Here is a 23641-nt window from a genome sequence, read left to right as displayed (position 1 = left end):
AGGCATGGCCGGCATCGACATCCAGCACAAGCACTCCCTCCCGCTCGGCAAGGCGCGCAAGGCCGTGGAAGACGTGGCCAGGAAACTGGCCGACCGCTTCGACTTCGAGTACGGCTGGGACGGCGACGACATGCATTTCAAGCGCCCCGGCGTCGACGGCCGGATCGCGGTGGGCAAGGACGACCTGCACGTCACCGCGCGGCTGGGCATGCTGCTCTCGGCGTTCCAGGGCACCGTGGAATCGGAAATCCGCAAGGTGCTGGACGAAAAATTCTCGTAATCAGTCGAAAGGCCGCGGATGCCCGGCGAACAACCGCTGCGACGCCTTGCGTTCGGATCGCTCGATCTCGGCCACGAAGGCGTCGGCATCGCCCAGTTCCTCGAACGCCGCCACGCCGCGCTCCAGGAATCCCTGCAGCTCGCTCAACCCGGCCAGTTTCGCCGGGCCGCGCGAGAACGCCAGCAGCGCGGCGACGCCCGGCAGTTTCAACGCGCGGCCGAAGCCGCTGCCGACGCGGTCGATCAGGTCGATCTGGCGCCCGCGCAGCCGCGGCAGGCCGACCTCGCGGTAGGCTTGCGCGTACAGCGCCTCGTCCAGCTTCCTGCGCCGCGGCGCCAGCGCCTGCAGCGCGTGCGCCATCCGCAGGTCCAGGGCCTGGGTCAGCGCACCGAGTTCGATTGCATCGGCCACCGTGACCAGCAGCTTCTCCGGCAACAGCCGCTGCATCATCGGCAGCACGCGCGCGATGTCGGCGTCGCGGCGGGTGAAATCGCGGTCGCCGTAGACGTCGTCAAGGAAGAACTCCGCTGCCGGCCTGCGGCTGGGATCGGCGAGGAAGTGGGCAAAGCTGGCGCGCAGGCGCGTGGCCTGCCAGCGGCGCAGTTCCGGCAGCCAGCGCAGGCCGTTGCGCGGTTCGCGCGCGGGATCGTGCAGGGCCTGGTGGCAGGCAAGCCTGCGCTCGAGCCGGCTGGAAACTGACGGACGTGGCATGCATGCATTTTCGCAGGCCGCGGGTGAAGAGCACCACCAAGCCGCGCGGCATCGATCGGCTACACTCCGGCCGACCTTCCCATCGGCGCCTGCATGCTCTCCCTCCACCCGGCCCGGCAACGCGGCAAACCTTCCAATCGCGCCCCGGCCCGGATCGGCCTGGCCATCGCCGGCGGCGGGCCGATCGGCGGGATGTACGAACTCGGCGCGCTGCGCGCGCTGGACGAAGCGCTCGACGGCCTCGATCTCACCGACCTCGACAGCTACGTCGGGGTCAGCAGCGGCGCCTTCCTGGCCGCCGGCCTGGCCAACCGCATGTCGACGGCCGAGATGTGCCGCATCTTCATCACCGGCGACAGCGACGACGCCCGCTTCCGCACCGACACCTTCCTGCGCCCGGCCCTGTTCGAATACCTGCAGCGCGCCGCCAGCCTGCCGCGGCTGACGCTCGACTGGTGGCGCAGCATGCTGCTCGAGCCGCGCGACCTGCCCTGGTCGGACCTGGTCAACCGCTTCGGCGGCCTGGTGCCCACCGGCCTGTTCGACAACACCGAGGTCGAACGCTTCCTGCGCGACATCTTCACCCGCCGCGGACGCAGCAATGATTTCCGCGAACTTGACGCGAAGCTGTTCGTGGTCGCGGTCGAACTCGACAGCGGCGAACCGGTGCTGTTCGGCAGCGACAGCTGGAACGACGTGCCGATCTCGCGCGCGGTGCAGGCCAGCGCTGCGCTTCCCGGGCTCTACCCGCCGGTCGAGGTGCGCGGCCGCCACCTGGTCGACGGCGCGCTGCGCCGCACGATGCACGCCTCGGTGCTGCTCGAACGCGGCATCGACCTGCTGATCGGCATCAACCCGCTGGTGCCGTTCAACGCCGGCCTCGGCGACGCCCGCGGCGGCTCGCCGGTCGACGACGACACCGCCGGCCAGCGCCTGGTCCACGGCGGCCTGCCCGCGGTGCTGTCGCAGACCTTCCGCACCCTGTTGCAGTCGCGCATGCAGGTCGGGCTGGCGCGGTATGCGCGGCAGTACCCGGACATCGACCAGATGGTGTTCGAACCCAACGCCCACGACGGCGAACTGTTCCACACCAACGCCTTCAGCTTCGCCGCGCGCCGCCGCGTCTGCCAGCTGGCATGGCGCAACACCATCGACGACCTGCGCAGCCGGGCCGGCGAACTGCGCCCGGTGCTCGCCGCCAACGGCATCCGCCTGCGCGACGAGGTGCTCGACGACGACAGCCGCACCCTGCTCGACGGCCTCGCCGGGCGCCCTCCCCGCAGCACGGAAACGACCGCCAGGCTGCGCCGGGCGCTCGACGAGACCGAACGCGTCATCGCCCGCCGCAAGGCCGCCCGGAAGAACGCCCGCGGCCGCTGAACCGTTCGCCATGTCTCGTGTGAATGCTCTAGACAATGGGGCGATGCTGCCGCGCAATCACACACACGATTCCGCCCGGAGGGCACATGGCCAAGTTCAAGAAAGCCGCGAAGAAGACCGCCAGTTCGCGTTCCAGCTCCAGCGTCGACATGCAGGCGCAGGCCGAGAAGCTTTCGAAGACGTTGAGCGAATCCGCGCAGCAGATCTGGCTCGCCGGCGTCGGCGCATTCGGCCGCGCCCAGGCCGAGGGCACCAAGCTGTTCGAAGGCCTGGTCAAGGAAGGCCTGAACCTGGAACAGACCGCGCGCAAGTTCGCAGGCACCCGCACCCATGTCGTGCGCGACGTGGTCGAGAACCGCGTCGACCAGGCCCGCGAACGCGCCACCGACACCTGGGACCGCCTCGAGAAGGTGTTCGAGGATCGCGTCCAGCGCGCGCTGACCAAGCTCGGCGTGCCCGGCCGTGACGATCTTGCCGACCTGAGCAAGCGCGTCGAAACGCTGACCGCCGAACTGCGCCGCCAAGGCGGCGGCTCGCCGGCCCGCAAGGCCCCCGCGCGCAAGAAGGCCGCCAAGGCCGCGCCTGCGAAGAAGGCGACGACGAAGGCCGCCGGCAAGCGCGCGACGCCACGCAAGAAGGCCCCCAGCAAGGCCTGACGTTTCCGCCACCGCCCGCGCATCGCCGCGATGGCCACCGCCTGGCCCGCCAATCCGTTCAACGACCGTATGCTCCCCTCCCCCTTACGGTTCCGGGTTGGCGGGCTTCTCCATGCCGGTTCGATCATTCCTGCCTGAGAGCGGCTCCCCGGCCGCGCCCGCCTGAAGCAAGGGGCGCGCAACCGGAACGCGCAGCGACTATCCTTTCGTCCCCGCCAGCGGACGAAATCCCGTGATCGAAAGCGCCCAGTGGACCATTGCCCTGGCCGTCGCCGTGCTGATCGGCGTCGCCGGCACCCTTTACTTCCGCCTGGTGGTCATGCGCCGTGACGAGACCGAAGCCGGGCTGGCTGCACTGGCGGCGATGTCCTGGCGCGAGTTCATCCACCTGGTGCTCGATGCGCTTGGCCAGCGCGGCTATTCGCGCGTGCTCAACCACGAGGCACCCTCCGGCGACAACGACTACACGCTGGAGCGCGACGGCAAGCATTTCCTGCTGTCATGCAAGCACGGCAGCGCCTTCGTCCTCAGCAGCGCGCAGGTCACCGAACTCGCCAACGAGATCCGCCTGACCAGCGCCGCGGGCGGCATCCTTGCGACCCAGGGCAGGATCAGTGCCGAAGCACGGCCCACGGCGGCCATGCAGCGCATCGAACTGCTTGATGGCCCGTCACTGTGGCCCGAGTTGCGCGACCTGATCGATCCGCAGCAGCGCGCCATGATCCTCGCAGGCGTCGTGCGCAAGGCGCGCCAGCGCACCTTGCTGTCGTGGTTGCTGGCGCTGGTCGCCGGCATCGCGGTATTCCTGCTGCTGCCAACGCCGGCGCCCGTGGCAGCGCCCGCGCCGGCGGCCACCCACGAGGCCGCCGCTGCCGCCGAAGCCGCTGCCAAGGCAGCGGCGGCAACGTCGATCGCGGCGCCCGCTCCCGACGACGCTGCAGCGCTCGAGAAGCAGCGCAACGACGTGGCCGAGGCGATCTCGACCCTGCCCATGGTCGACCGCGCAGTGTGGTCCACGCAGTCCACGCTGCAGGTCTTCCTGCTCGACACCCGGGTCGACGCAATCCCGCAGATCTGCCCGCTGCTGCTGCACTACGACGCCCTCGCGCCCTCGCGCGTGCAACTCACGCCGCCACCCGGCAGCAGCGAACGGACGCGGTTCAAGCAGTGCAGGAGCTACTGAGGGCCGCTCCTGCAAGGGCCGGCTACGTGGCAATCCTGCCCTTACCAATGCACCCCGCGCATCAGTGAGGCAAACGCGATCTGCTCCCCGCTCGGCTCGGCCTCGCCCCTGAGTGCCTTCTTGTCGCCCTTGGCCGCAGCCGAATCCGGGAACAGTTCGAACGCGGTGTTCATCACCACCTCGTAGGCCTTTGGCGCCACCGCGTTGATCAGCGCCGCGAAGATGCCCAGGCGGGTTGCGATGCGGCTGGGCCGTTCGATGATCGCCTTGACCAGCAGGTCGGCGGCCTCTTCCGGCGTCAGCGTGGGCACGCTGTCGTACATCTTGGTCGGCGCGATCATCGGCGTCTTCACCAGCGGCATGTTGATCGTGGTGAAGCTGATGCCCTTGCCCGACAGCTCGCCCTGCGCGCAGCGGCTGAAAGCGTCGAGCGCCGCCTTCGAAGCCACGTAGGCGGAGAACCGCGGCGAGTTGGCGAGCACGCCGATCGAACTGATGTTGATGACGTGGCCCTTGCGGCGCTGGGTCATCGTCGGCATGAAGCCCATGATGAGGCGGATGCTGCCGAAGTAGTTGAGCTGCATCGTGCGTTCGAAGTCGTGGAAACGCTCGTAGCTGGCCTCGATCGAGCGCCGGATCGAACGCCCCGCGTTGTTGACCAGCACGTCGACGTGGCCATGCTCCTTGAGCACCGTTGCCACCAGCCGGTCGCAGTCGGCCATGTCGGCAAGGTCGGCGGTGTAGGCGAACACCTTGCCGCCTTTCGCCTTCATCTCGTCGCGGGCCTTGAACAGTTCCTCCTTGCCGCGCGCCACGATCACCGTGATCGCGCCGGCCTCGGCCACGCGCTGCGCGGTCGACAGGCCGATGCCGGACGAGCCGCCGGTGATGACCACCACCTTGCCCCGCACCTTGCCCTTGAGCGTGCGGTCGATGAACAGGTCCGGGTCGAGGTGTCGCTCCCAGTAGTCCCACAGCCTCCAGGCGTAGTCCTCGAGCCGCGGCACGGCGATGCCACTGCCCTTGAGCGCCCGCTCGGTCTCGCGGCTGTCGAAGCGCGTGGGATAGGTGATGAACTTGAGGACACTCTTCGGGATCCGGAAGTCGCGCAGCAGCATGCCGATGAAGCGGCGCACCGGCGGCAGGTTGCCCACCGCGCCGCGGATGCTCGGCGGCACGAAGGCGAACATCCGCGCGTCGATGCGCATCGTCATCTCCGGCGCGTGGCCGGCGCGGCAGAAGGTATTGAGCACCTCGCCCACGCGCAGCGGCTCGGGATCGGTCAGGTGGAAGGTGTGGCCATCGAGTTTTGGCTTGTGCGCGATGTGGTCCATCGCGTCGGCGACGAAATCCACCGGCACGATGTTGATCCGCCCACCCTCGATGCCCAGGGTTGGCATCCACGGCGGCAGCATCTCGCGCAGCTTCTTGATCAGGGTGAAGAAGTAGTACGGGCCGTCGATCTTGTCCATTTCGCCGGTCTGCGAGTGGCCGACCACCATGCCGGGGCGGTAGATCCGCCACTTGACCCGCTTCTCCCCACGCACCAGCGCTTCGGAGTCGTGCTTGGTGCGCAGGTAGGGATCGTCCAGCCCCTCGGCCTCTTCGAACATGTCCTCGCGGAAGATCCCCGGGTACAGCCCGGCCACGGCGATCGAGCTGGCATGGTGGAAACAGCCCGCCTCGATCGCGGCGGCAAGGTCGAGCGCGTTCTGCGTACCCTCGACGTTGGCCACCCGTTGCGCCTCGGCGCTGGCGGAAAGATCGTAGATCGCGGCGAGATGGAAGAAATGCTTCACCTTGCCTTTCAGCGCCCGCACCTGCGCGGCCGTCAGCCCGCACCTGGCAGCCGACATGTCGCCGTGCACCACGGTGATGCGCTTGAGGTCCCAACCCATGTTCTTCGCGATGGCGTCGAACTTCTTCTGCGAGTCCTTGCGTACCAGCACGTGGATCGTGCCCTTGCGCTTGAGCAGGTTGGCAACCAGGAAGCGCCCGATGAACCCGCTGGCGCCGGTGACGAAGTAGCTCATGTCCATGCCCTCGTTGAAATCACGCCGCGCGATCGCAGCCATTGGCAGCTAAATTGCCAGAGTGGCGCCGCTGCGACAATTGCCGGCACTCCTGCCATCCCGAATGCAGCAAGGAAGCTCGCCGGCACTCGGGCGCAGGCAGGATCCCGCGCGTCACCCGGGATGACGGCAAGTCGTGGTACCGGTTGACCCTCCCGGGTCCCCGTGCTGTCATGCGAACTCCTCCGGGAGGTCACCATGTCCGATCTGCAAGCACGCTTCGAACAGGCAAAGCAGGACGTCCAGGCACTGTCCGAGCGCCCCGACAACGACACCCTGCTGCGCCTCTATGCGCTGTACAAGCAAGGCTCCGAGGGCGACGTCAGCGGCGCCAAGCCCGGGTTCTTCGACTTCGTCGCCACCGCCAAGTACGAAGCCTGGGGCAAGCTCAAGGGCACCAGCCAGGACGACGCCAGGCAGAAGTACATCGACCTGGTGAAGAAGCTGGGCAGTTGAAGCGCGCCACGCCCCCTCGCGCTGAAGCCCTCCACTCCACGGGGAAGGTCCGGGTGGGGCTGGGTTTCCGGCCACTGGCGATTGGAAGCGAAGCCCGCCCCATCCCCATCCCGACCTTCCCCTTGAAGGGAAAGCAGGCGAACGGGCCGTCCCCTTGAAAGGCAGAAAGAAACAAGCAGCGCCTCCCCTCGAACGGGAAGCAGACAAGCCGCCGATGGGGAAGGAGAAGACCCGGATGGCCCGCGATACGCGCAAGCGCATCCTCGACTGCTCGCTGGCGATGTTCAACACGCAGGGCGAGCCCAACGTCACCACCAACCACATCGCCGACGAGCTGGAGATCAGCCCGGGCAACCTGTACTACCACTTCCGCAACAAGGACGACATCATCGAGCAGCTGTTCGCGCGCTTCGACGCGCGGATGGACGACGCACTGGCCGCGCCGGACGGCCGGCTGCCCGGGCTGGAGGACGTCTGGCTGCAGTTGCACCTGGTCTTCGAGTGCATCTGGGACTACCGGTTCCTGTACCGCGACCTGGTCGAGATCCTCAGCCGCAACCGGCGCCTGCGCGTGCGTTTCGCGCGGATCCTCCGGCGCGCCGACGACAACGCCCACCAGGTGATGCGCGGGCTTTCGCAGGCCGGGGTGATGCGCGCCTCGGCGGCCGAGCTCGATGCCGCGGCCACCAACATCCTGGTCCTGGCCACCTTCTGGCTGAACTACGCTGCCGTGCGCGGCGACAAGGACGAGAACGCCGCGATCCGGGAGGGCATCGTCCAGGTGATGATGCTGCTGGCGCCCTTCCTGCGCGACGCCGAGCGCGTGCACCTCAACAAGCTGACGCAGGCATACATCGACTGAGGGATCGTGGAACAGGCGCGTCGCCCGTGCATGTCCCGGGAGGCGGCCCGTACCTGCAGCCGCGACTTGGGCTGCGAGCTCTCGATCTCCGAAGCGGTGCCGAACAAGGCCTGGGGCCGATGCGCCGGAAAAATGCGCGTGGTCACCGGATTCGGCGGGGCGTCGGGGGCGTAGCCCCGACCTCCTGCAGAATGCGCCTGGTCACTGGATTCTGCTGGGCGTCGGGGGCGTAGCCCCGACCTACTGCACAATGCGCGTGGTCACCGGATTCGACGGAGCGTCGGGGCGTGGCCCCGGCCTACGGCACCCGGCAAGTCATTGGCGCGTCGCGCGGCCGGTGGAATCTGGAGCCCCTCTCCCGCGTGCGGGAGAGGGGTTGGGGCGAGGGCGCTCTTCGCGCGTCGCGGTCGGCACCCGCGCCCGCCCGCAATCAGCGCCCCTTGCCGGCGACGCGCCGCTCGGCCTGCTTGCGTGCCGACGCCGGCCGCGGCGTGGGCTTCTTCCTTGCGGCCGGCTTGTGGGCCGCACGACGCGCCTTCGGCTTGCCAGCCACCGACTTCTTCGGCGCGCGACCGACGCGCTCGAGTACCGGCGCAAGCCCCCGCCCGACGCGCGCTGCAACCTGCCCGAGCATCGGCGCGGCCTGCTCGCGCACGGTTGCCAGCCCGCCGCGCGCAATCGCGGCCGCGTCGTCAACCATGCCGACTGCGCGGTCACGCAGCCTGCGGGCCTCGCTGATGGCACGAGCACCGGCTTCGCGCGCGCTGCGACGCGTCACGACCGTCGCGCCCAACGACGCCAGCCACAGGTGGCGCAGGTTGGTCTGCTTGCCCTTGGACGTGGATTTCCCGACTGCCATTTCATCACTCCTGCGAGCGACCGAACGGCCGCTTTCCGGCGACCAGACTGCGATGTCGCGGTGGAGCAAACACACTATCGGGCGCTCTCGCGCGAAAGCGTCGGCTGGCTGCAGGGACGCGGGCAAACCTCTCCCCGGCCATCCGGGGAAACCGCGCACGACCACGCCAGCCGGGCGCTTTCCCCCTTGCCAGCCGGTCCGCGCCGGGCAATGCTCGCTGCACCGATCAGACAGGAAGCGATCATGGCTTCGAAATCATCATGGGCCGCCTTTCCCCACGACGCCATGGCCTATGCCTACGCCGGCGATGCGCTGAAGAAGGCGTGGCCGAAGCTGCATGCCGGCGACTGCGAGCCCTTCCCCGACGACAAGCGCGCCGCCGCGCTGCTCAAGGCCGCCGGCAAGGCGGCACCGAAGCTCAACGCGGCCGCGCTGGCCACTGCGCTGCAGGATGCCTGGCGCGACTTCCACCACGGCGACTTCAAGGCCGCGTTCGATGCCGGCAACGCGCTTGGCGCGGTAGGCGCGTCGGTGGCGTCCAAGGCACTCGGCATCCACGCCACCTACCTGGTCGACGACGACGCGGAAAAGCTCAGGCGCCTTGAACTGGCCGCGAAGCTCGCCGAAGCCGCGATCAAGGCGCTGCCGGATGAAGCCAACAGCCACTATCGCCATGCCTTCGCTCTGGGTCGCTACAGCCAGGGGCTGTCGATCGCCAAGGCGCTCAAGCAGGGCATCGCCGGCAAGGTGCGCGAGTCACTGGACACGGCCCTGGAGCTGGCGCCGAAGCACGCCGAAGCCCACACGGCGCTGGCGCTGTACCACGCCGAGATCATCGGCAAGATCGGCGCGATGATCGGCGGCCTGACCTACGGCGCCAAGGCGGCCGAGGCCGAGTCGCACATCAAGACCGCGCTCAAGCTCACTCCTGATTCGCCGATCGCCCACATCGAGCACGGCAACGTGCTGATGCTGCTGCACGGCGACAAGAAGGAAGACGAGGCCGCCGCGGCCTACGAGAACGCGGCGAAGCTCAAGCCGCGCGATGCGATGGAGGCGCTGGACGCGGCGTATGCAAAATCGCAGCTGGAATAGGCCAGTTCGACGGTCGCGCCCAGGTGCGCTCCTGCGCGTCGGCGTGATCGGTGAACGGGCGGCCTCGCCCCTGCAGGAGCGGCCCATGGTCGCGAGCTTTTCGACTCCGATGCAGGCGAAAGAAGAGCTCGCGGCCGTGGGCCGCTCCTGCATGGTGTTGGGTTGATGGATGGACCGCCTCACGCCCGCCCGATCAATCCCCGCTTCATGGCCAGCAGCCGCAACTCGTGGTCCGAGTCGAGCCGCAGCTTGGCGTAGATGTTGGTGCGATGCGCATACGCGGTCTTGGAATTGATGCCGATGGTGGCCGCCACCCGCGCAACCGAATGCCCGCGGGCCAGCAGCAGGAACACCTGCGCTTCGCGCGAAGTCAGCTCCGGCAGCGCACCCTGGCTGTCTTCCGAGACCGCGCCGTCATAATCGCGCACGTCCGTGCCCAGGTAGGTTTCGCCACGACCCACTGCGCGGATCGCATCGACCAGCTCGTCCGGCGCCGAGCTCTTGGTGACATAGCCGCGCGCACCCGCGGCGATCGCGTCTTGCACGTACAGCGCGCCGTCGTGCATGGTCAGCACCACGATCGCCAGATCCGGCCGCTGGGCCAACAGGTGACGCAGCATGACCAGCCCGTCACCATCGGGCAGCGAGAGATCGAGCACCAGCACGTCGCAGGTGGACTGCAGCATCCAGGCCGCCAGCTCCTGCGCGCTGCCAACCTCGGCGATCACCGACCAGCCCGGCTCGAGTTCAAGCAGCTGGCGGAAGCCGGATCGCACGATAGGATGGTCATCGACCAGGACAATACGCAGTGTCGACATCGAATTTGCCCCGGGACGCATCGGAAAACGCGGCCATTGAAGCGCAATCGTCATGGTGGCGTCGACCCGCGCTGATCTGGCTGGCGCTTTACCCGCTCGCCTGGCCGGGACTGTTCGCGATCTCCGGGATCTTCTGGTTCCTGCCCGCCGGGCTGCGCCTTGGCACGCTGTGGCTCCTGCCGCGACGGTTGTGGCCGGCGATGGCCGTGCTCGAAATCGCCACGCTGCTGGTCATGGGTCGTGCGCTGGATCTCTATTCATCCATTCCGGCACTGCTGGTCGGCGCGGCCCTGCCCTGGTGCATCTACGCGGTCGTGCTGCGCGGCATCGGCCGCCACGGCCGTGGTACCGCGAGCCACAGGGCGTTGCCGCGGCTGCTGGCGGTGGGATTCGTCGCCGCGGTGTTCAACAGCATCCTGCTCACCGGGATCGACCTTAACGACGATGGCACCTTGGCCAGCGGCCTGCCCTCGATGCTGGTGTCGTTTGCGCTCGGGGACTTCGCCGGCGTCGTGCTGGTGGTGCCGATCATGCTGGTGCTGGCGGACCAGTCCGGGCCAGCACGCCGCCCATGGCCCGAGCTGCTTGCCTATGGCGTTGCACTGGCGCCTGCGCTGATCGTGCTGGCGCTGGCGCTGCTGCCCGTCATCGAGGCGCCGGTGTATCCGCTGGCGATGGCGCTGCTGCCGCTGTTCCTCATCGCTTACCGCTACGGCTGGCGGCCCGCCACGGTTGCCTACGGGCTGTTGTGCCTGGCCATCGTCGGCGCGCGCCTCCCCATGGTGACCACGCTGCGACCCGGCCAGCTTCCGCTGCTGATGGCGATGGTCGGCTGCGCGGTGCTCCTGCTGGGCGTCGTGACCGAGGCCCTGCGGAACAAGCGCATCGAAATGGATGAAATCGTGCGTACGCTGCGCGGCCGCAGCGCGGAACTTGCCCGCGCGGCCAACCGCATGGCCGCGCTGCAGGAGCAGGAGCGGCGACGCATCGGCGTCGAACTGCACGACCAGATCGGCCAGGACATGACCGCCATCGCCACCCGCCTGCGGATCGTCGAGCTCACCGCCACCAATCCGGCCGTGCTCGAAGGCCTGGCCTCGATCAGCAACCTGGTGACCAGCGCCCACGGCCACCTGCGCGAGGTGATCAACGAACTGCACCCGGCGGTGCTCGACCGCTTCGGCCTCGCGCGCGCCATCGCTGAAGGCCCGTTCGCCGAACTGCTGCGCGACCGCGGCGTGCTCTACACCAGCCGCGTCCAGGGTCGGGTCGATGACCTGCCCGACAACATCGCCTCGGCGCTGTACCGGATCTGCCAGGAAGCCGCGACCAACGGCGCCCGCCACGGCTGCGGCGGACGCATGCACGTCCGCCTGACCCTGGTCCCGACCACGGTCGCCGCCGAATTGACGCTGGAAATCGAAGACCAGTTCGGCCCGATCGCCATCGACCCCGAGCGCCCGGGCCGCGGCCTGCTCAACATCCGCGACCGCGCCGACGCCATCGGCGCCGACTACCGCTTCAACCCGGACTCCGGCATGCCACGGCACCGGCTGCATCTGTGGTTGCCGATCCCGGTCGACAAGCCCCTGCCCTCGCCGCCGCGATGAATCCGGCCCCACCCTGCCGAGAAGCGCCATGGCAAGCGGAGACCCGCGAGACTGCCGGCCAGGGTTGGCAATCCCGTCCCCGTCCAAGTAAACTTCGCGCCCGATCCGGGCGGTTAGCTCAGCGGTAGAGCATTGCCTTCACACGGCAAGGGTCACAAGTTCGAACCTTGTACCGCCCACCAAAGACGTCAACGACGAAGGCCACCTTTACCGGGTGGCCTTCGTCGTTGTGCGGACGCCCGCATGGAATGCCGGCCGCGCGGCTCAGTCCGCCAGCGGCAGTTCCAGGGTCTCCTTGATCTCCTCCATGACGATGTAGCTCTTCGACTCGCGCACGTGCGGTAGCGTCAGCAATGTGCTGCCCAGCAGCTTGCGGTACGAGGCCATTTCCGAGATGCGGGCCTTGATCAGGTAGTCGAAATCGCCCGAGACGAGGTGGCATTCCAGCACGTTCGGCAGCCTGAGCGCGGCGCGGCGGAATTCCTCGAAGATGTCCCCGGACTTGTAGGCCAGGCCGATCTCCACGAACACCAGCAGGCTGGCCTTGACCGCCGAGGGCGCCAGCCTCGCGTGGTAGCCGGTGATCACGCCGTCGCGTTCGAGCCTGCGCACGCGCTCGGTGCACGGGGTGGTGGACAGGCCGACGCGTTCGCCCAGTTCGGTGAACGGAATCCGTCCTTCCTGCTGCAGGATGCGCAGGATCTTGCGGTCGATCCGGTCGAGTTCCTTCGCCTTCATGGCCTGTTACCGGGTGCAGGTGCAGGAATATTACCTGCCTGGCTGGCTGAAGTTGGTGATATTCACCACATACCGCCTCTTATACTGGTGCATTCCTTGAATCGCCTGTGCAGGGCTGACGCCCGCCGGCCTGCTTCCGAGGCAACGCAATGCGCATCCTGATCCTGGGTTCGGGCGTGATTGGCGTGACCAGCGCCTGGTACCTGCGCCAGCAGGGACATGAGGTTGTCGTGGTCGACCGCGAGCCGGGGCCGGCGATGGAAACCAGCTTCGCCAATGCCGGCCAGGTTTCGCCCGGCTATGCATCTCCGTGGCCCGCGCCGGGCATCCCGGCCAAGGCCATCGGCTGGCTGCTGTCGCGGCACGCGCCGCTGGCGATCAGGCCGACCGCCGACCCGGCGCAGTATCGCTGGCTGTGGCAGATGCTGCGCAACTGCACCAACCAGCGCTATGCGATCAGCAAGGCGCGCATGGTGCGGCTGGCCGAGTACAGCCGCGACTGCCTCGAGGAACTGCGCCGCGACACCGGCATCGCCTATGAGCAGCGCACCCTGGGCACCACGCAGCTGTTCCGCACCCAGGCGCAGCTCGACGGCGCGGCGAAGGACATCGCGATCCTGCGCGATTACAACGTGCCCTACGAAGTGCTGGACCGCGCCGGCGTGGTGCGCGTCGAGCCCGCACTTGCGGGCGTCGCCGATACGCTGGCCGGCGCACTGCGGCTGCCCGGCGATGAAACCGGCGACTGCCACATGTTCACGACGAAGCTCGCCGCGATGGCCGCCGCCGCGGGCGTGGAATTCCGCTACGGCAAGCCCATCGACGCGCTGCTGGCCGATGGCGACCGCATCGAAGGCGTCCGCATCGGCGGCAAGGCGGAGGGCGCCAACCGCTACGTCGTCGCGCTGGGCAGCTGGTCGCCACGCCTGCTGGCGCCGGTCGGCATCCGGCTGCCCGTGTACCCGCTCAAGGGCTATTCGCTGACCATCCCGATCACCCGCCCGGACATGGCGCCGGTCTCGACCGTGCTCGACGAGAGCTACAAGGTCGCGATCACCCGCTTCGACCAGCGCATCCGCGTCGGCGGCATGGCGGAAGTGTCCGGCTACGACCTGTCGCTGCCGCAGCGCCGCCGCGAAACCCTGGAAATGGTGGTGCGCAGCCTGTATCCGGAGGGCGGCGACCTCGCCGCGGCCGAGTTCTGGGCCGGCCTGCGTCCGTCCACGCCGGATGGCCCACCGGTGGTCGGCGCGACCAGGTACCGCAACCTGCTGCTCAACACCGGACACGGCACGCTTGGCTGGACGATGGCCTGCGGCTCCGCTCGCTACCTAGCCGACCTGGTCGACGGCCGCACGCCGGCGATCGATACCGAGGGCCTCGACATCTCGCGTTACGATCGCCCCTGGCCGCCGGCCCCCGCCGGCCTGCGCTGACCGCCATGCGCCCCACCCGAGCCCGCATCCACCTCGACGCACTGCGCCACAACTACCGCCATGCGCGCGCGCTCGGCGGCGGCAAGGCGCTGGCCGTGGTCAAGGCCGACGCCTACGGCCATGGCGCCATCGCCTGCGCGCGCACGCTCGACGGCGAAGCCGACGGCTTCGGCGTGGCCTGCATCGAGGAGGCGCTGGAATTGCGCGAAGCCGGCATCCGCGCGCCGATCGTGCTGCTGGAGGGGTTCTTCGATGCCGGCGAACTGCCCCTGATCGAACGCCATGCGCTGTGGCCCGTGGTCGCATCGCCGTGGCAGGTCGAAGCCCTCGAGCGCCACCCGCTGCAGCACCCGCTGCAGGTCTGGCTGAAGCTCGACTCGGGCATGCACCGGCTCGGCCTCGCGCCTGGTGAGTACCTCGATGCATGGAACCGCGTGCGCGCGCTGCCGTGGATCGGCGGGATGGTCGCCATGACCCATTTCTCGCGCGCCGACGAGCTCGGCCATCCCGGCACCTCCGACCAGCTCGCGACCTTCGACGCGACGCTGGCCCGGCTGCCGCCCGGCACGCCGGCAAGCGTCGCCAACTCCGCGGCACTGATGGCGTGGCCGCGCACGCGCCGCGACTGGGTGCGCCCGGGGCTGATGCTCTATGGCGCGCACACGCTCGACGCACCCTGCGCGGAGGCCGAGGCCCTGCGCGCGGTGATGGCGCTCGAATCCAAGGTCATCGCGGTGCGCGAACTGGCCGCGGGCGAGCCGATCGGCTACGGCGGCGCCTTCGTCACCACCCGCCCCACCCGCGTGGGCGTGGTCGCGGCGGGCTACGCCGACGGCTACCCGCAGTACGCCACCTCGGGCACGCCGGTGGTCATCGACGGCCGCGCAGGCGAGCTGATCGGCCGCGTGTCGATGGACATGCTGACCGTCGACCTGACCGACCATCCCGGTGCCGGGCTCGGCAGCGACATCGAACTGTGGGGCCCCCGCCTCCCGGTCGCAGATGTCGCCGCGCACAGCGGCAACAGCCCCTATCGCCTGCTGGCCGGGCTCAAGCGCGTGCCACGGGTGGAGTGCGGAAACTAGCGGACACGCTGGCCGCCCCTGCGGTGGCCTTCAGCTCTTCCGCGGGTCGCCCGGTCCCGGCCCGTGCGACGCCAGTCGACGACGCTGTCCGGCACCTGCCTGCCCCTGCCCGTCACCGGCACGCGCCCGCGCCCCGCTGGCGAGGCCCGGCGCACGGCACGAGACTTGCGTGCATGGCCCTTGCATGACCGGCATTCCCAGGAGGTACTCGTGGAACGCGAACTGTTCTCGATCGAGCAATCGGCCCGCGGCTGGGTGGTCCATACGGCCAGCGGCAACAACGAGCCGCCGGACCCGACGCCGCTGCTGGCGCTGGAACACGCCGAACAGCTGGCCGGTGCCCGCTACCGCCGCACCGGCCGTCCGACCGGCGTGACGGTGAGATTGCGCTGCGGAGACACCGTGCTGATGGCCTGCCACGGCTGACGCACCCGGGACGCCGGGAACATGGCCTGACCCGCGAATCCGCGCTCGCTAGCGCGCCTTCGCCTCGCGCATCGCCAGCACGCGATCGGGGGCTGCAAACGAGTCGCTGCGCGCAACCGACCAGAAATTCCGGAACACGGCGTGCTCCGGAATCCGTTCGAGCAGTTCACCCGGCTCCAGGAACCGGTAAAGCGCCGCCAGCGAGCGCACTTCGGTCTGCGAGACCCGGCGCAGGATATGTTCCGGCCCCAGCTGGCGCGGGTGCTCCAGCCCCGCGGCGCACAGCAGGTCGCGCAGCGCCTTGAGGGTGTTGTCGTGGAACTGGAACACGCGCGTCGACTTGTCCGCGGTGTCCAGCTTGCGCCAGCGCTTAGGGTCCTGGGTGGCGATGCCGGTGGGGCAGCGATCGGTGTGGCAGCTCAGCGACTGGATGCAGCCCAGCGCGAACATGAAGCCACGCCCTGCGTTGCACCAGTCGGCGCCCATCGCCATGGTGCGGGCGATGTCGAAGGCGCTGGTGACCTTGCCGGCGGCGCCGATCCGGATCCGGTCGCGCAGGCCGATGCCCACCAAGGTGTTGTGCACCAGCATCAGCGCCTCGTGCATCGGCACGCCGACGTGGTCGATGAACTCCGCCGGCGCCGCACCGGTACCGCCCTCGGCGCCGTCGACGACGATGAAGTCGGGAAGGATCCCGGTTTCCTGCATCGCCTTGGCCACCGCGAACCACTCCCACGGATGACCGATTGCCAACTTGAAGCCGGTCGGCTTGCCGCCCGACAGCTCGCGCAGGCGGGCGACGAATTCCAGCAGCCCCGCCGGCGTGGAAAACGCCGAATGCCGCGATGGCGAGACGCACTCCACGCCTTCCGGCACGCCGCGCGTGGCGGCGATCTCGGCGCTGACCTTGGGCCCGGGCAGCACGCCGCCGTGGCCGGGCTTGGCGCCCTGCGACAGCTTGACCTCGATCATCTTCACCTGCGGGTCGCGCGCATTGGCGGCGAAGCGTTCCTCGCTGAAACGCCCGTCCTGCTCGCGGCAACCGAAGTAGCCGGAACCGATCTCCCAGACCAGGTCGCCACCGTTCTCGCGGTGGTAGGGCGAGATCGAGCCCTCTCCGGTGTCGTGGTAGAAACCGCCGCGCTTCGCCCCCGCGTTGAGCGAGCGGATCGCATTGGCTGACAGCGAGCCGAAGCTCATCGCCGAGATGTTGAAGACGCTGGCGTCGTAGGGCTGCGCGGTGCCCGCACCGATGCGCAGGCGGAAGTCGTGGGAAGGAATGGACGTAGGCAGCAGCGAATGGTTGATCCATTCGTAGTGCTGGCCGTAGACGTCGCGCTCGGTGCCGAACGGCACCACGTCGACCACGTTCTTCGCGCGCTGGTACACCAGCGCGCGCTGCTGGCGCGAGAACGGCACTTCCTGGGTGTCGGCCTGGATGAAGTACTGGCGGATCTCGGGGCCGATCGACTCGAGGAAATAGCGGAAGTGCGCGAGGATCGGGTAGTTGCGGCGCAGCGTGGTGCGCGTTTGCAGCAGGTCCCAGGTGCCGAGCAGCGCCAGCGCACCGAAGATGCCCAGCGGCCAGCGCCACTGCGGATGCCGCAGCGACATCCAGGCCGAGAACAGCGCCAGCGCGATGCTGGCGACATAAGGCAGGTAACGCAGCATCCGGTGGATCCCCTGGCTTGCGGTCGCGACCATTGTTGCAGACCGCCGACACTCGAGGCGACGCCCGGGATCATGCGCTTGCTGGCACGGCACCAGCCGCGAACCCTTCCGGGCGCGTGCATCGTGGCCCTGCACGAGCGGCTTCAGCCGCGGGCCGTTGCCCGCCGGCATTTGCGTCGGGACGACGCCCATGGGCGGGCATGGCGGAAAGCGCGAGATCATTCGCCATGACGCAAGGCAACTTGAAATTCTCTTGACCCCGAGACCATGCATCCGTCAAGGACACAAGCTCGCGTCTGAAACCGCTCCTGCAAGAGCTGCTCTGCAAAAGCGTGGATGCGAAGCGGAAGCATGGTGCCCGGAGTCGGGATCGAACCGACATGGCCTTGCGGCCGAGGGATTTTAAGTCCCTTGCGTTTACCAGTTTCGCCACCCGGGCGGTGTCGCAACGACGTGCTTCGATGCTTGGACGATCGCAATTCACAGCAACGAGGAAATCCGCCGGTCCCGGCCGCCCTCGGCCAGCCGGGTGCGGATGCGCACGGCGGTCCTGGCGGTGCGAGCCGGAATGGATCCGCACGATGGATGGAGGCCTGGGTCGGAATTGAACCGGCGTACGCGGCTTTGCAGGCCGCTGCATAACCACTCTGCCACCAGGCCGGTGACTCGTTGTCCGGGAGGACGATACCCGGATCCCGGACGGGATGCGCTGCTGCAACTTGCGTCCGAAAAAACGAAACCCCGGCGATGCCGGGGTTTCGCTGGATCTGGAGCGGGAAACGAGACTCGAACTCGCGACCCCGACCTTGGCAAGGTCGTGCTCTACCAACTGAGCTATTCCCGCGGAGGAAGCGGAATTTTACCGTCACGTTCCGAACTGTCAACCGGAATTCCTTCTCCCGCGCGCAAAAAAGGCCAGGCCGCGTGCAAATAGGCCAATCCTGACCACAGCGTGAGCAGCGCAGCGACCGCCAGCAGCCAGTCGCCGACGTGGAAAACCAGGTCGCGCATGAACAAATCGTGCCGCGGCACCCGGTCCGGCGACACCGAGTACAGCAGGCACAGCAGCGCCAGCATCTGCGCCACCGTCTTGATCTTGCCGATGGTCGCGACCTTGACCCGCGCGCGCTGGCCCAGTTCGGCCATCCATTCGCGCAGCGCCGACACCGCGATCTCGCGGCCCACGATCACCGCCGCCCACAGCGCCATCCACGCCGTGGGGTGGCCCTGCACGATCAGGAACAGGGCAACGGCGACCATCAGCTTGTCCGCGACCGGGTCCAGGAAGGCGCCGAAGGCCGAGTACTGGTGGTAACGGCGGGCGATCCAGCCGTCGAGCCAGTCGGTGATCGCGGCCAGCGCGAATACCGCCGTGGCTGCGAAATTGGTCCATTTGTAGGGCAGGTAGAACACCAGCACCAGCACCGGGATCATCAGGATCCGCAGCAACGTCAGCCATGTCGGGATGGTCAGCTTCATTACTCGCCTTCAGTCCGGCCGGCGCTCGTCACCGGGGCCCTGCAACCCGTGCAGTGTGGCGTAAATCCGCTCGGCAAGCGCGGAACTGATGCCTTCGACGTGGGCGATCTCGTCCGCGCTGGCGTTTTTCAGGCCACCCAGGCCGCCGAAATGCTTGAGCAGGCTGGCGCGGCGGCGCGGCCCGATACCCGGGATGTCCTCGAGCCGGCTGCTGTTGCGTGCCTTCTGCCGGCGGCCGCGATGGCCGGTGATGGCGAAACGATGCGCCTCGTCGCGCACCTGCTGCACCAGCTGCAGGCCTGGCGATGCACTTCCCGGATGCAGCTCGCGGCCCGGCTGGCCATCAATGCCCGGCAGCAGCAGGGTCTCGTCGCCCGGCCGGCGCGCTTCGCCCTTGGCCACGCCCACCAGCACCGGGCCGTCGATGCCCAGGTCGGCCAGCACGGCCCTGGCCTGCGCTACCTGCCCTGCTCCGCCGTCGATCAGCAGCACGTCGGGCAGCACGCCGTCTGACCGGCCCTCGCGCACGGCGCTCGGGCGTTCGTCGGCGCGCGAACCAGTGGTTCGCAAACGCACCTCCTCACCCTCCACCGCGCGCCGGAAGCGGCGCTCGAGCGCCTGGTGCATGGCCGCGTAATCGTCGCCCGGCTCGATCCCGGCGATGTTGTAGCGCCGGTACTGGCTGCGCACCGGGCCTTCGGCGTCGAACACCACGCACGACGCCACCGTCGCCTCGCCCATGGTGTGGCTGATGTCGAAACATTCGATGCGCTGCGGTGGCTCGGCCAGCCCGAGCATCTCGCGCAGCGATTCCACCCGTGCGCGCTGCGCGGCCTGGCTGCCCAGTTCGGTGGCCAGGGTCATCTGCGCATTGCGCCGCGCGAGGTCGAGGTAGCCGGCGCGGTCGCCGCGCACGCTGGTCTTGACCTGCACGCGGCGCCCGGCGGCGCTGCTGAAGGCTTCCTGAAGCAGCTCGACATCCTCGATCTCGCGATCGAGGACGATCTCGCGCGGCGGCGGCTGTTCGGCGTAGTACTGCGAAACGAACGCCGCCAGCACTTCGGCCGGGTTGTCGCTGCCGTTGGTCTTCGGGAAGAAACTGCGCGTGCCGAGGTTGCGGCCGTCACGGAAGGCCAGCAGCAGCACGCAGGCGTGGCTGCCCTGCATCGCGCAGGCCAGCGCATCGAGGTCGGCGACGGTGCCGTCGACGTACTGGCGCGCCTGCAGCTTGCGGATCATCGCCACCTGGTCGCGCAGGCGCGCGGCTTCCTCGAAGTCCAGGCGTTCGCTGGCCGCCTCCATCGCCTTGTTCAACTCGTCGCTCAGTTCGTCGCTGCGGCCCTCGAGGAACAACGTCGCGCGGCGCACGTCCTGCGCATAGTCGCGCGCCTGCACCAGGCCGACGCACGGCGCCGTGCAGCGCCCGATCTGGTACTGCAGGCAAGGCCGCGAGCGATTGCGGAACACGCTGTCCTCGCAGCTGCGCAGCTTGAACAGCTTGTGCATCAGGTTGAGCGTTTCGCGCACCGCCACCACGCTCGGATACGGGCCGAAGTAGCGGCCCGGCACGTTGCGCGGGCCACGGTGCAGGCTGATCCGCGGCCATGGCTCCTGGGTCAGCAACACGTAGGGATAGCTCTTGTCGTCCCGCAGCAGCACGTTGTAGCGCGGCTTGAGCGACTTGATCAGCTGGTTTTCCAGCAGCAGCGCCTCGGCCTCGCTGCGGGTCACGGTAACGTCCATGCGCGCGACCTGCGCCAGCATCGCCATCGTCCGCGCCGGCTTGGGCGTGTTGCTGAAGTAGCTGGCCACGCGTTTCTTCAGCGCGCCGGCTTTGCCGACGTACAGCACGCTGTCGTCGGCGGCGAACATGCGGTACACGCCCGGCGCTGTGCTCAGGCCGCGCACGAAGGCCTTGCCGTCGAAGTGGGGAAGCGGCGAAGTCATCTGCCACCGGAACTGAGGGTCAGCAGCGCATCGCGCAAGGCCCGCCCACGCGGGCGTACTAGCGCCCCGGGGGCGCGATTGAAGTTCGTCGGCAAGTCATCGCGCCCATGGGACGCTCCTGCGCCCGTTCCTGCCCGGCCCCGCGGCGTCATTCGCCGATGGGAACGTGGCGCAGCGCCCCGGTCTGGATGTCCAGGCGCAGTACCGCGTGGGCGTCGGTGTCGGCGATCCAGGCCACGCGATCGGCGATCACCAGGCCCGACGGCGCGTGCAGCCGCTGCGGCAGCTCGAACGTGGCCAGTTCGCCGCCGCCCAGGCGCAGCATGCGCAGCGTGTCGTTGCCGCTGTCGGCGATCCACAGCACCGGCGCGTCCGGGTCCAGCGCGATCGCCTGCGGCTGCTGCAGGCGCGCTTCCACGCGCGCGCCATCGGCCTGTCCGAAGTTCCAGGCGTCCTCGCCGAGGAGCGTGGTGACCTGGCCGCTGCGCGCGTTGACGCTGCGGATCGCAGAACCCGCGGCATCGCACACGTAGAGCATCTGCTGCACCGTCGCCAGCCCGACCGGCTCGGCGAAGCTGGCACGCTTGCCGGTGCCGTCGGCGACGCCCAGCTCACCGGAACCGGCCAGCAGGCGCAGTTCCCGCTTGCCCATGTCGTAGGTCCAGATCCGGTTGTCGCCGGCGCTGGCGATGTGCATCGCTTCGGCGCTGAGCGCCAGCGCGCGCGGCTGGTCCAGCGCCACGGCGCGCGGATCGGTGACCTCCCCTTCGACCGGCTCGCCCGGGCGACCTGCGCCGCAGATCGTGTCGATGTCGCCGGTACGCAGCTGGATCCGGCGCACGGCGTGGTTGCCGCTGTCGGCGACGTACAGCATGTCGCGCTGCAGGCAGATGCCGTGCGGTCGATTGAACGCCGACAGCTCCATCGGTCCATCGATGAAGCCCGGGCCGCCGCTGCCGAACTGGCGCAGCACGCGCCCCCCGTGGTCGCATTCGAGCACGCGATGGTGGCCGCTGTCGGCCACGTACAGGTAGTTGGCGTTGACCGCGACGCCGACCGGGAACCGCAGCGGCAGCATCGGCTCACGCAGCGAACGCAGTTCGATCGGCGCGTCGTTGCGCGAACGCGGCACGATCGCGTCGTTGAGTGCCGTGACTGCCGAATCGAGTTCGCGCACCTGGCCATCGCCGACCCAGCGCTCGCGGATCCGGCCTTCGCCGTCGAGCAGCACCACCGTCGGCCAGGCTTCGATGCCGTACTGCTGCCACAGCGTCCAGTCCGGATCATGCGCGATCGGGAAGTCGAGCTTCTGCCGCGACAGCCGCTTGGCCACGCGCCGCGCATCGCGCTCGTGCTCGAAGCGCGGCACGTGCACCGCCACCACGTTCAGCCGCCCGCCGTGGCGCGCGCGCAGGTGGGCCAGGTCATTGAGGCGCTGCTGCGACCACGCCGAGCCGGCATTGATGAACGCCACCGCGCAGACCTTGCCGCGCAGCTGCGCCATGCGCAGCGGCTCGGACAGGTTCAGCCATTCCAGGTTTTGCGGAAATTCCGGAGCGATGCTGACGTCCATGGGCAAATCACGGGTCCCCTGTTGCCGGACCCGGATTATGCGTCAATCGGCTCGCAGTCGCGCCACCGCCGCCCGCGCCGCCGCGTCTACCTGCACCCAGACCTGCTCGAAGTGTGATTCGTCGCCGGTATAGGGGTCGGGAATCGGCCCCGCCAGCCCCGCCCACTCCATGAACAGCGCGCTGCGCCCGCCGCCGGCGCGCGGCGCCAGCGCCTGCACGTCGCGCAGGTTGGCGTGGTCCGCGCACAGCAGCCAGTCGAAGTATGCGAAGTCGCGCGCCGACAGCTGCCGCGCACGCAGGCCGCCGATGTCGACGCCGTGGCGGCGCGCGGTGGCGATCGCGCGGCTGTCCGGTGGATGGCCGACATGCCAGTCGCCGGTGCCGGCCGAATCCACTTCCACCTGCGACAGCCCGGCCTCGCGCAAGCGCGCGCGCAGCGCACCCTCGGCCATCGGCGAGCGGCAGATGTTGCCCAGGCAGATCACCAGCAGCCGCTGCGGCTCAACCATGGCGCGCCGCCTGGAAGTGACGCTCGGCGCGCGCGAGGTCTTCCGGGGTGTCGACGCCTGGCGGGAACGGCTCCGGCGTCAGCGCCACCGCGATGCGGTGCCCGGCCTCGAGCGCACGCAGCTGTTCCAGCGATTCAACCTGCTCGAGCCGACCGGGCGGCATCGCGGCGAAGCGGCGCAGGAAGCCGGCGCGGTAGCCATAGATGCCGATGTGACGCAGCCACTGTCCCGGTTCCGGCAGGCAGCTGCGATCACGCGAGAACGCATCACGCGGCCACGGGACCGGCGCGCGCGAGAAATACAGCGCGTGGCCATCGTCGCCACGGACCAGCTTCACCACGTTGGGATCGAACAGGTCCGCGACGTCGGTGATGGCCGCGGCCAGCGTGCTCATTGGCGCGCCCGAATCCGCGAGCGTCGCCGCCGCGGCGTCGATCCCGGCGGCAGGCGCGAACGGCTCGTCGCCCTGCAGGTTGACCACGATCCGGTCGTCGGTCCAGCCGGCGATGTCGGCGCACTCGGCGAGGCGGTCGGTGCCCGACGCGTGGGATTTCGCGGTCAGCGCCACCCGCACGCCGCTGCCGGCCAGCGCCTGCGCGATGCGTTCATCGTCGGCAGCGACCCATACCTCGCTTGCTCCCGCGGCCAACGCGCGCCGCGCGACGTGCAGCACCAGCGGATCGCCGCCCAGCAGGCGCAGCGGCTTGCCCGGCAGGCGCGAGGCGTCGAAGCGGGCGGGAATGGCCACAACAAAATCGAGGGCGGTCATGCGCCGATTCTAGCCGGCGCCCGGC

General features: G+C 69.0%; 22 protein-coding genes and 4 tRNA genes. 12 read left to right on the top strand and 14 right to left on the bottom strand.

Going from position 1 to position 23641, the window contains the following annotated elements; translation table 11 throughout:
* Nucleotides 1-4: 4 nt before the first annotated feature.
* Nucleotides 5-280: a polyhydroxyalkanoic acid system family protein gene (locus H570_RS0105520; RefSeq protein WP_027079872.1), complete on the top strand. Its 276-nt coding sequence runs from the start codon at nt 5-7 to the stop codon at nt 278-280.
* Here H570_RS0105520 and H570_RS0105515 read toward each other — a convergent pair whose 3' ends face one another.
* Nucleotides 281-991: a DUF8198 family protein gene (locus H570_RS0105515; RefSeq protein WP_027079871.1), complete on the bottom strand. Its 711-nt coding sequence runs from the start codon at nt 989-991 to the stop codon at nt 281-283. It lies immediately after the preceding gene.
* 93 nt (nt 992-1084) lie between these two features.
* On the opposite strand from H570_RS0105515, the gene H570_RS0105510 reads away from it, so the two are divergent.
* The 3 genes from H570_RS0105510 (at nt 1085) to H570_RS0105500 (ending at nt 4210) form a co-directional block, all read left to right on the top strand.
* Nucleotides 1085-2371 (top strand): patatin-like phospholipase family protein, encoded by a 1287-nt coding sequence (locus tag H570_RS0105510; protein WP_027079870.1) that lies wholly within the window; start codon nt 1085-1087, stop codon nt 2369-2371.
* Between the two features lie 86 nt (nt 2372-2457).
* Nucleotides 2458-3027: a phasin family protein gene (locus tag H570_RS16535; protein ID WP_036135305.1), complete on the top strand. Its 570-nt coding sequence runs from the start codon at nt 2458-2460 to the stop codon at nt 3025-3027.
* Between the two features lie 232 nt (nt 3028-3259).
* On the top strand, nt 3260-4210 hold the full coding sequence (locus H570_RS0105500; RefSeq protein WP_027079869.1) for a restriction endonuclease: 951 nt from the start codon (nt 3260-3262) through the stop codon (nt 4208-4210).
* A gap of 41 nt (nt 4211-4251) precedes the next feature.
* On the opposite strand, the gene H570_RS0105495 is transcribed toward H570_RS0105500, so the two are convergent.
* On the bottom strand, nt 4252-6285 hold the full coding sequence (locus H570_RS0105495; protein ID WP_245559543.1) for an SDR family oxidoreductase: 2034 nt from the start codon (nt 6283-6285) through the stop codon (nt 4252-4254).
* 195 nt (nt 6286-6480) lie between these two features.
* On the opposite strand from H570_RS0105495, the gene H570_RS0105490 reads away from it, so the two are divergent.
* A complete protein-coding gene (locus H570_RS0105490; protein WP_027079867.1) occupies nt 6481-6738 on the top strand; it encodes an acyl-CoA-binding protein in 258 nt (85 codons plus the stop codon).
* Nucleotides 6739-6973: 235 nt separating this feature from the next.
* A complete protein-coding gene (locus H570_RS0105485; protein WP_027079866.1) occupies nt 6974-7600 on the top strand; it encodes a TetR/AcrR family transcriptional regulator in 627 nt (208 codons plus the stop codon).
* Between the two features lie 430 nt (nt 7601-8030).
* Here the strand turns inward: H570_RS0105485 and H570_RS0105480 are convergent, their stop codons facing one another.
* On the bottom strand, nt 8031-8459 hold the full coding sequence (locus H570_RS0105480; protein WP_027079865.1) for a hypothetical protein: 429 nt from the start codon (nt 8457-8459) through the stop codon (nt 8031-8033).
* 243 nt (nt 8460-8702) lie between these two features.
* Between H570_RS0105480 and H570_RS0105475 the strand changes: the two genes are divergently transcribed.
* On the top strand, nt 8703-9554 hold the full coding sequence (locus H570_RS0105475; protein ID WP_027079864.1) for a hypothetical protein: 852 nt from the start codon (nt 8703-8705) through the stop codon (nt 9552-9554).
* Nucleotides 9555-9733: 179 nt separating this feature from the next.
* Here the strand turns inward: H570_RS0105475 and H570_RS0105470 are convergent, their stop codons facing one another.
* Complete coding sequence (locus H570_RS0105470; RefSeq protein ID WP_027079863.1) at nt 9734-10372, bottom strand: response regulator transcription factor; 639 nt, start codon at nt 10370-10372, stop codon at nt 9734-9736.
* On the opposite strand from H570_RS0105470, the gene H570_RS0105465 reads away from it, so the two are divergent.
* Both H570_RS0105465 and H570_RS0105460 read left to right on the top strand, forming a co-directional pair.
* Entirely contained in the window at nt 10363-11982 is a 1620-nt protein-coding gene (locus H570_RS0105465) for a histidine kinase (protein WP_156899858.1), read from the top strand. The genes H570_RS0105470 and H570_RS0105465 overlap by 10 nt on opposite strands.
* Before the next feature lie 107 nt (nt 11983-12089).
* Nucleotides 12090-12164, top strand: a tRNA-Val gene (locus H570_RS0105460).
* A gap of 82 nt (nt 12165-12246) precedes the next feature.
* On the opposite strand, the gene H570_RS0105455 is transcribed toward H570_RS0105460, so the two are convergent.
* The gene (locus tag H570_RS0105455; protein WP_027079861.1) at nt 12247-12720 is read right to left on the bottom strand and encodes a winged helix-turn-helix transcriptional regulator; all 474 of its coding nucleotides are present in this window, start codon (nt 12718-12720) and stop codon (nt 12247-12249) included.
* Nucleotides 12721-12869: 149 nt separating this feature from the next.
* Here H570_RS0105455 and H570_RS0105450 point away from each other — a divergent pair, with 149 nt between their 5' ends.
* The 3 genes from H570_RS0105450 (at nt 12870) to H570_RS0105440 (ending at nt 15667) form a co-directional block, all read left to right on the top strand.
* On the top strand, nt 12870-14156 hold the full coding sequence (locus tag H570_RS0105450; RefSeq protein ID WP_027079860.1) for a D-amino acid dehydrogenase: 1287 nt from the start codon (nt 12870-12872) through the stop codon (nt 14154-14156).
* 5 nt (nt 14157-14161) lie between these two features.
* Entirely contained in the window at nt 14162-15241 is a 1080-nt protein-coding gene (gene alr, locus H570_RS0105445; RefSeq protein ID WP_027079859.1) for an alanine racemase, read from the top strand.
* Between the two features lie 210 nt (nt 15242-15451).
* Entirely contained in the window at nt 15452-15667 is a 216-nt protein-coding gene (locus H570_RS0105440) for a hypothetical protein (protein ID WP_027079858.1), read from the top strand.
* Between the two features lie 48 nt (nt 15668-15715).
* On the opposite strand, the gene H570_RS0105435 is transcribed toward H570_RS0105440, so the two are convergent.
* The 9 genes from H570_RS0105435 to kdsB form a co-directional block, all read right to left on the bottom strand.
* Nucleotides 15716-17338 (bottom strand): FMN-binding glutamate synthase family protein, encoded by a 1623-nt coding sequence (locus H570_RS0105435; RefSeq protein WP_027079857.1) that lies wholly within the window; start codon nt 17336-17338, stop codon nt 15716-15718.
* 352 nt (nt 17339-17690) lie between these two features.
* Nucleotides 17691-17777, bottom strand: a tRNA-Leu gene (locus H570_RS0105430).
* Nucleotides 17778-17924: 147 nt separating this feature from the next.
* A tRNA-Cys gene (locus tag H570_RS0105425) sits at nt 17925-17998 on the bottom strand.
* A 108-nt stretch (nt 17999-18106) separates the two neighbouring features.
* Nucleotides 18107-18182: transfer RNA gene (locus H570_RS0105420), tRNA-Gly, on the bottom strand.
* Nucleotides 18173-18817 carry a CDP-diacylglycerol--glycerol-3-phosphate 3-phosphatidyltransferase gene (gene pgsA, locus H570_RS18470; RefSeq protein WP_027079856.1) on the bottom strand — a complete coding sequence of 215 codons (645 nt, stop codon included), beginning with the start codon at nt 18815-18817 and terminating at the stop codon, nt 18173-18175. Before pgsA ends, H570_RS0105420 begins: the two co-directional genes overlap by 10 nt.
* 9 nt (nt 18818-18826) lie before the next feature.
* Entirely contained in the window at nt 18827-20764 is a 1938-nt protein-coding gene (gene uvrC / locus H570_RS0105410; protein ID WP_027079855.1) for an excinuclease ABC subunit UvrC, read from the bottom strand.
* A gap of 148 nt (nt 20765-20912) precedes the next feature.
* Nucleotides 20913-22337 carry a thioredoxin-like domain-containing protein gene (locus H570_RS0105405; RefSeq protein ID WP_027079854.1) on the bottom strand — a complete coding sequence of 475 codons (1425 nt, stop codon included), beginning with the start codon at nt 22335-22337 and terminating at the stop codon, nt 20913-20915.
* 42 nt (nt 22338-22379) lie between these two features.
* Nucleotides 22380-22847 carry a low molecular weight protein-tyrosine-phosphatase gene (locus H570_RS0105400; protein WP_027079853.1) on the bottom strand — a complete coding sequence of 156 codons (468 nt, stop codon included), beginning with the start codon at nt 22845-22847 and terminating at the stop codon, nt 22380-22382.
* A complete protein-coding gene (gene kdsB, locus H570_RS0105395; protein WP_027079852.1) occupies nt 22840-23616 on the bottom strand; it encodes a 3-deoxy-manno-octulosonate cytidylyltransferase in 777 nt (258 codons plus the stop codon). The genes H570_RS0105400 and kdsB overlap by 8 nt, the downstream gene beginning before the upstream one ends.
* Nucleotides 23617-23641: the final 25 nt, after the last annotated feature.

Origin of the sequence: Luteimonas mephitis DSM 12574 (assembly GCF_000422305.1) — a bacterium.
In the GTDB taxonomy this organism is placed as follows: domain Bacteria; phylum Pseudomonadota; class Gammaproteobacteria; order Xanthomonadales; family Xanthomonadaceae; genus Luteimonas; species Luteimonas mephitis.
The sequence above is the reverse complement of the archived record's forward strand: the minus strand, read 5'-3'. Positions and strand labels throughout refer to the sequence as shown.

Excerpts from the sequence above, each read along its gene's own strand:
- H570_RS0105435 (WP_027079857.1), bottom strand. The coding sequence starts at position 17,338 with ATGCTGCGTTACCTGCCTTATGTCGCCAGCATCGCGCTGGCGCTGTTC.
- kdsB (WP_027079852.1), bottom strand. The coding sequence starts at position 23,616 with ATGACCGCCCTCGATTTTGTTGTGGCCATTCCCGCCCGCTTCGACGCC.
- alr (WP_027079859.1), top strand. The coding sequence starts at position 14,162 with ATGCGCCCCACCCGAGCCCGCATCCACCTCGACGCACTGCGCCACAAC.
- H570_RS0105475 (WP_027079864.1), top strand. The coding sequence starts at position 8,703 with ATGGCTTCGAAATCATCATGGGCCGCCTTTCCCCACGACGCCATGGCC.
- H570_RS0105470 (WP_027079863.1), bottom strand. The coding sequence starts at position 10,372 with ATGTCGACACTGCGTATTGTCCTGGTCGATGACCATCCTATCGTGCGA.
- H570_RS16535 (WP_036135305.1), top strand. The coding sequence starts at position 2,458 with ATGGCCAAGTTCAAGAAAGCCGCGAAGAAGACCGCCAGTTCGCGTTCC.
- H570_RS0105520 (WP_027079872.1), top strand. The coding sequence starts at position 5 with ATGGCCGGCATCGACATCCAGCACAAGCACTCCCTCCCGCTCGGCAAG.
- H570_RS0105485 (WP_027079866.1), top strand. The coding sequence starts at position 6,974 with ATGGCCCGCGATACGCGCAAGCGCATCCTCGACTGCTCGCTGGCGATG.
- pgsA (WP_027079856.1), bottom strand. The coding sequence starts at position 18,817 with ATGAAGCTGACCATCCCGACATGGCTGACGTTGCTGCGGATCCTGATG.
- H570_RS0105490 (WP_027079867.1), top strand. The coding sequence starts at position 6,481 with ATGTCCGATCTGCAAGCACGCTTCGAACAGGCAAAGCAGGACGTCCAG.
- H570_RS0105455 (WP_027079861.1), bottom strand. The coding sequence starts at position 12,720 with ATGAAGGCGAAGGAACTCGACCGGATCGACCGCAAGATCCTGCGCATC.
- H570_RS0105510 (WP_027079870.1), top strand. The coding sequence starts at position 1,085 with ATGCTCTCCCTCCACCCGGCCCGGCAACGCGGCAAACCTTCCAATCGC.
- H570_RS0105515 (WP_027079871.1), bottom strand. The coding sequence starts at position 991 with ATGCCACGTCCGTCAGTTTCCAGCCGGCTCGAGCGCAGGCTTGCCTGC.
- H570_RS0105405 (WP_027079854.1), bottom strand. The coding sequence starts at position 22,337 with ATGGACGTCAGCATCGCTCCGGAATTTCCGCAAAACCTGGAATGGCTG.
- H570_RS0105495 (WP_245559543.1), bottom strand. The coding sequence starts at position 6,285 with ATGGCTGCGATCGCGCGGCGTGATTTCAACGAGGGCATGGACATGAGC.
- uvrC (WP_027079855.1), bottom strand. The coding sequence starts at position 20,764 with ATGACTTCGCCGCTTCCCCACTTCGACGGCAAGGCCTTCGTGCGCGGC.
- H570_RS0105450 (WP_027079860.1), top strand. The coding sequence starts at position 12,870 with ATGCGCATCCTGATCCTGGGTTCGGGCGTGATTGGCGTGACCAGCGCC.
- H570_RS0105400 (WP_027079853.1), bottom strand. The coding sequence starts at position 22,847 with ATGGTTGAGCCGCAGCGGCTGCTGGTGATCTGCCTGGGCAACATCTGC.
- H570_RS0105480 (WP_027079865.1), bottom strand. The coding sequence starts at position 8,459 with ATGGCAGTCGGGAAATCCACGTCCAAGGGCAAGCAGACCAACCTGCGC.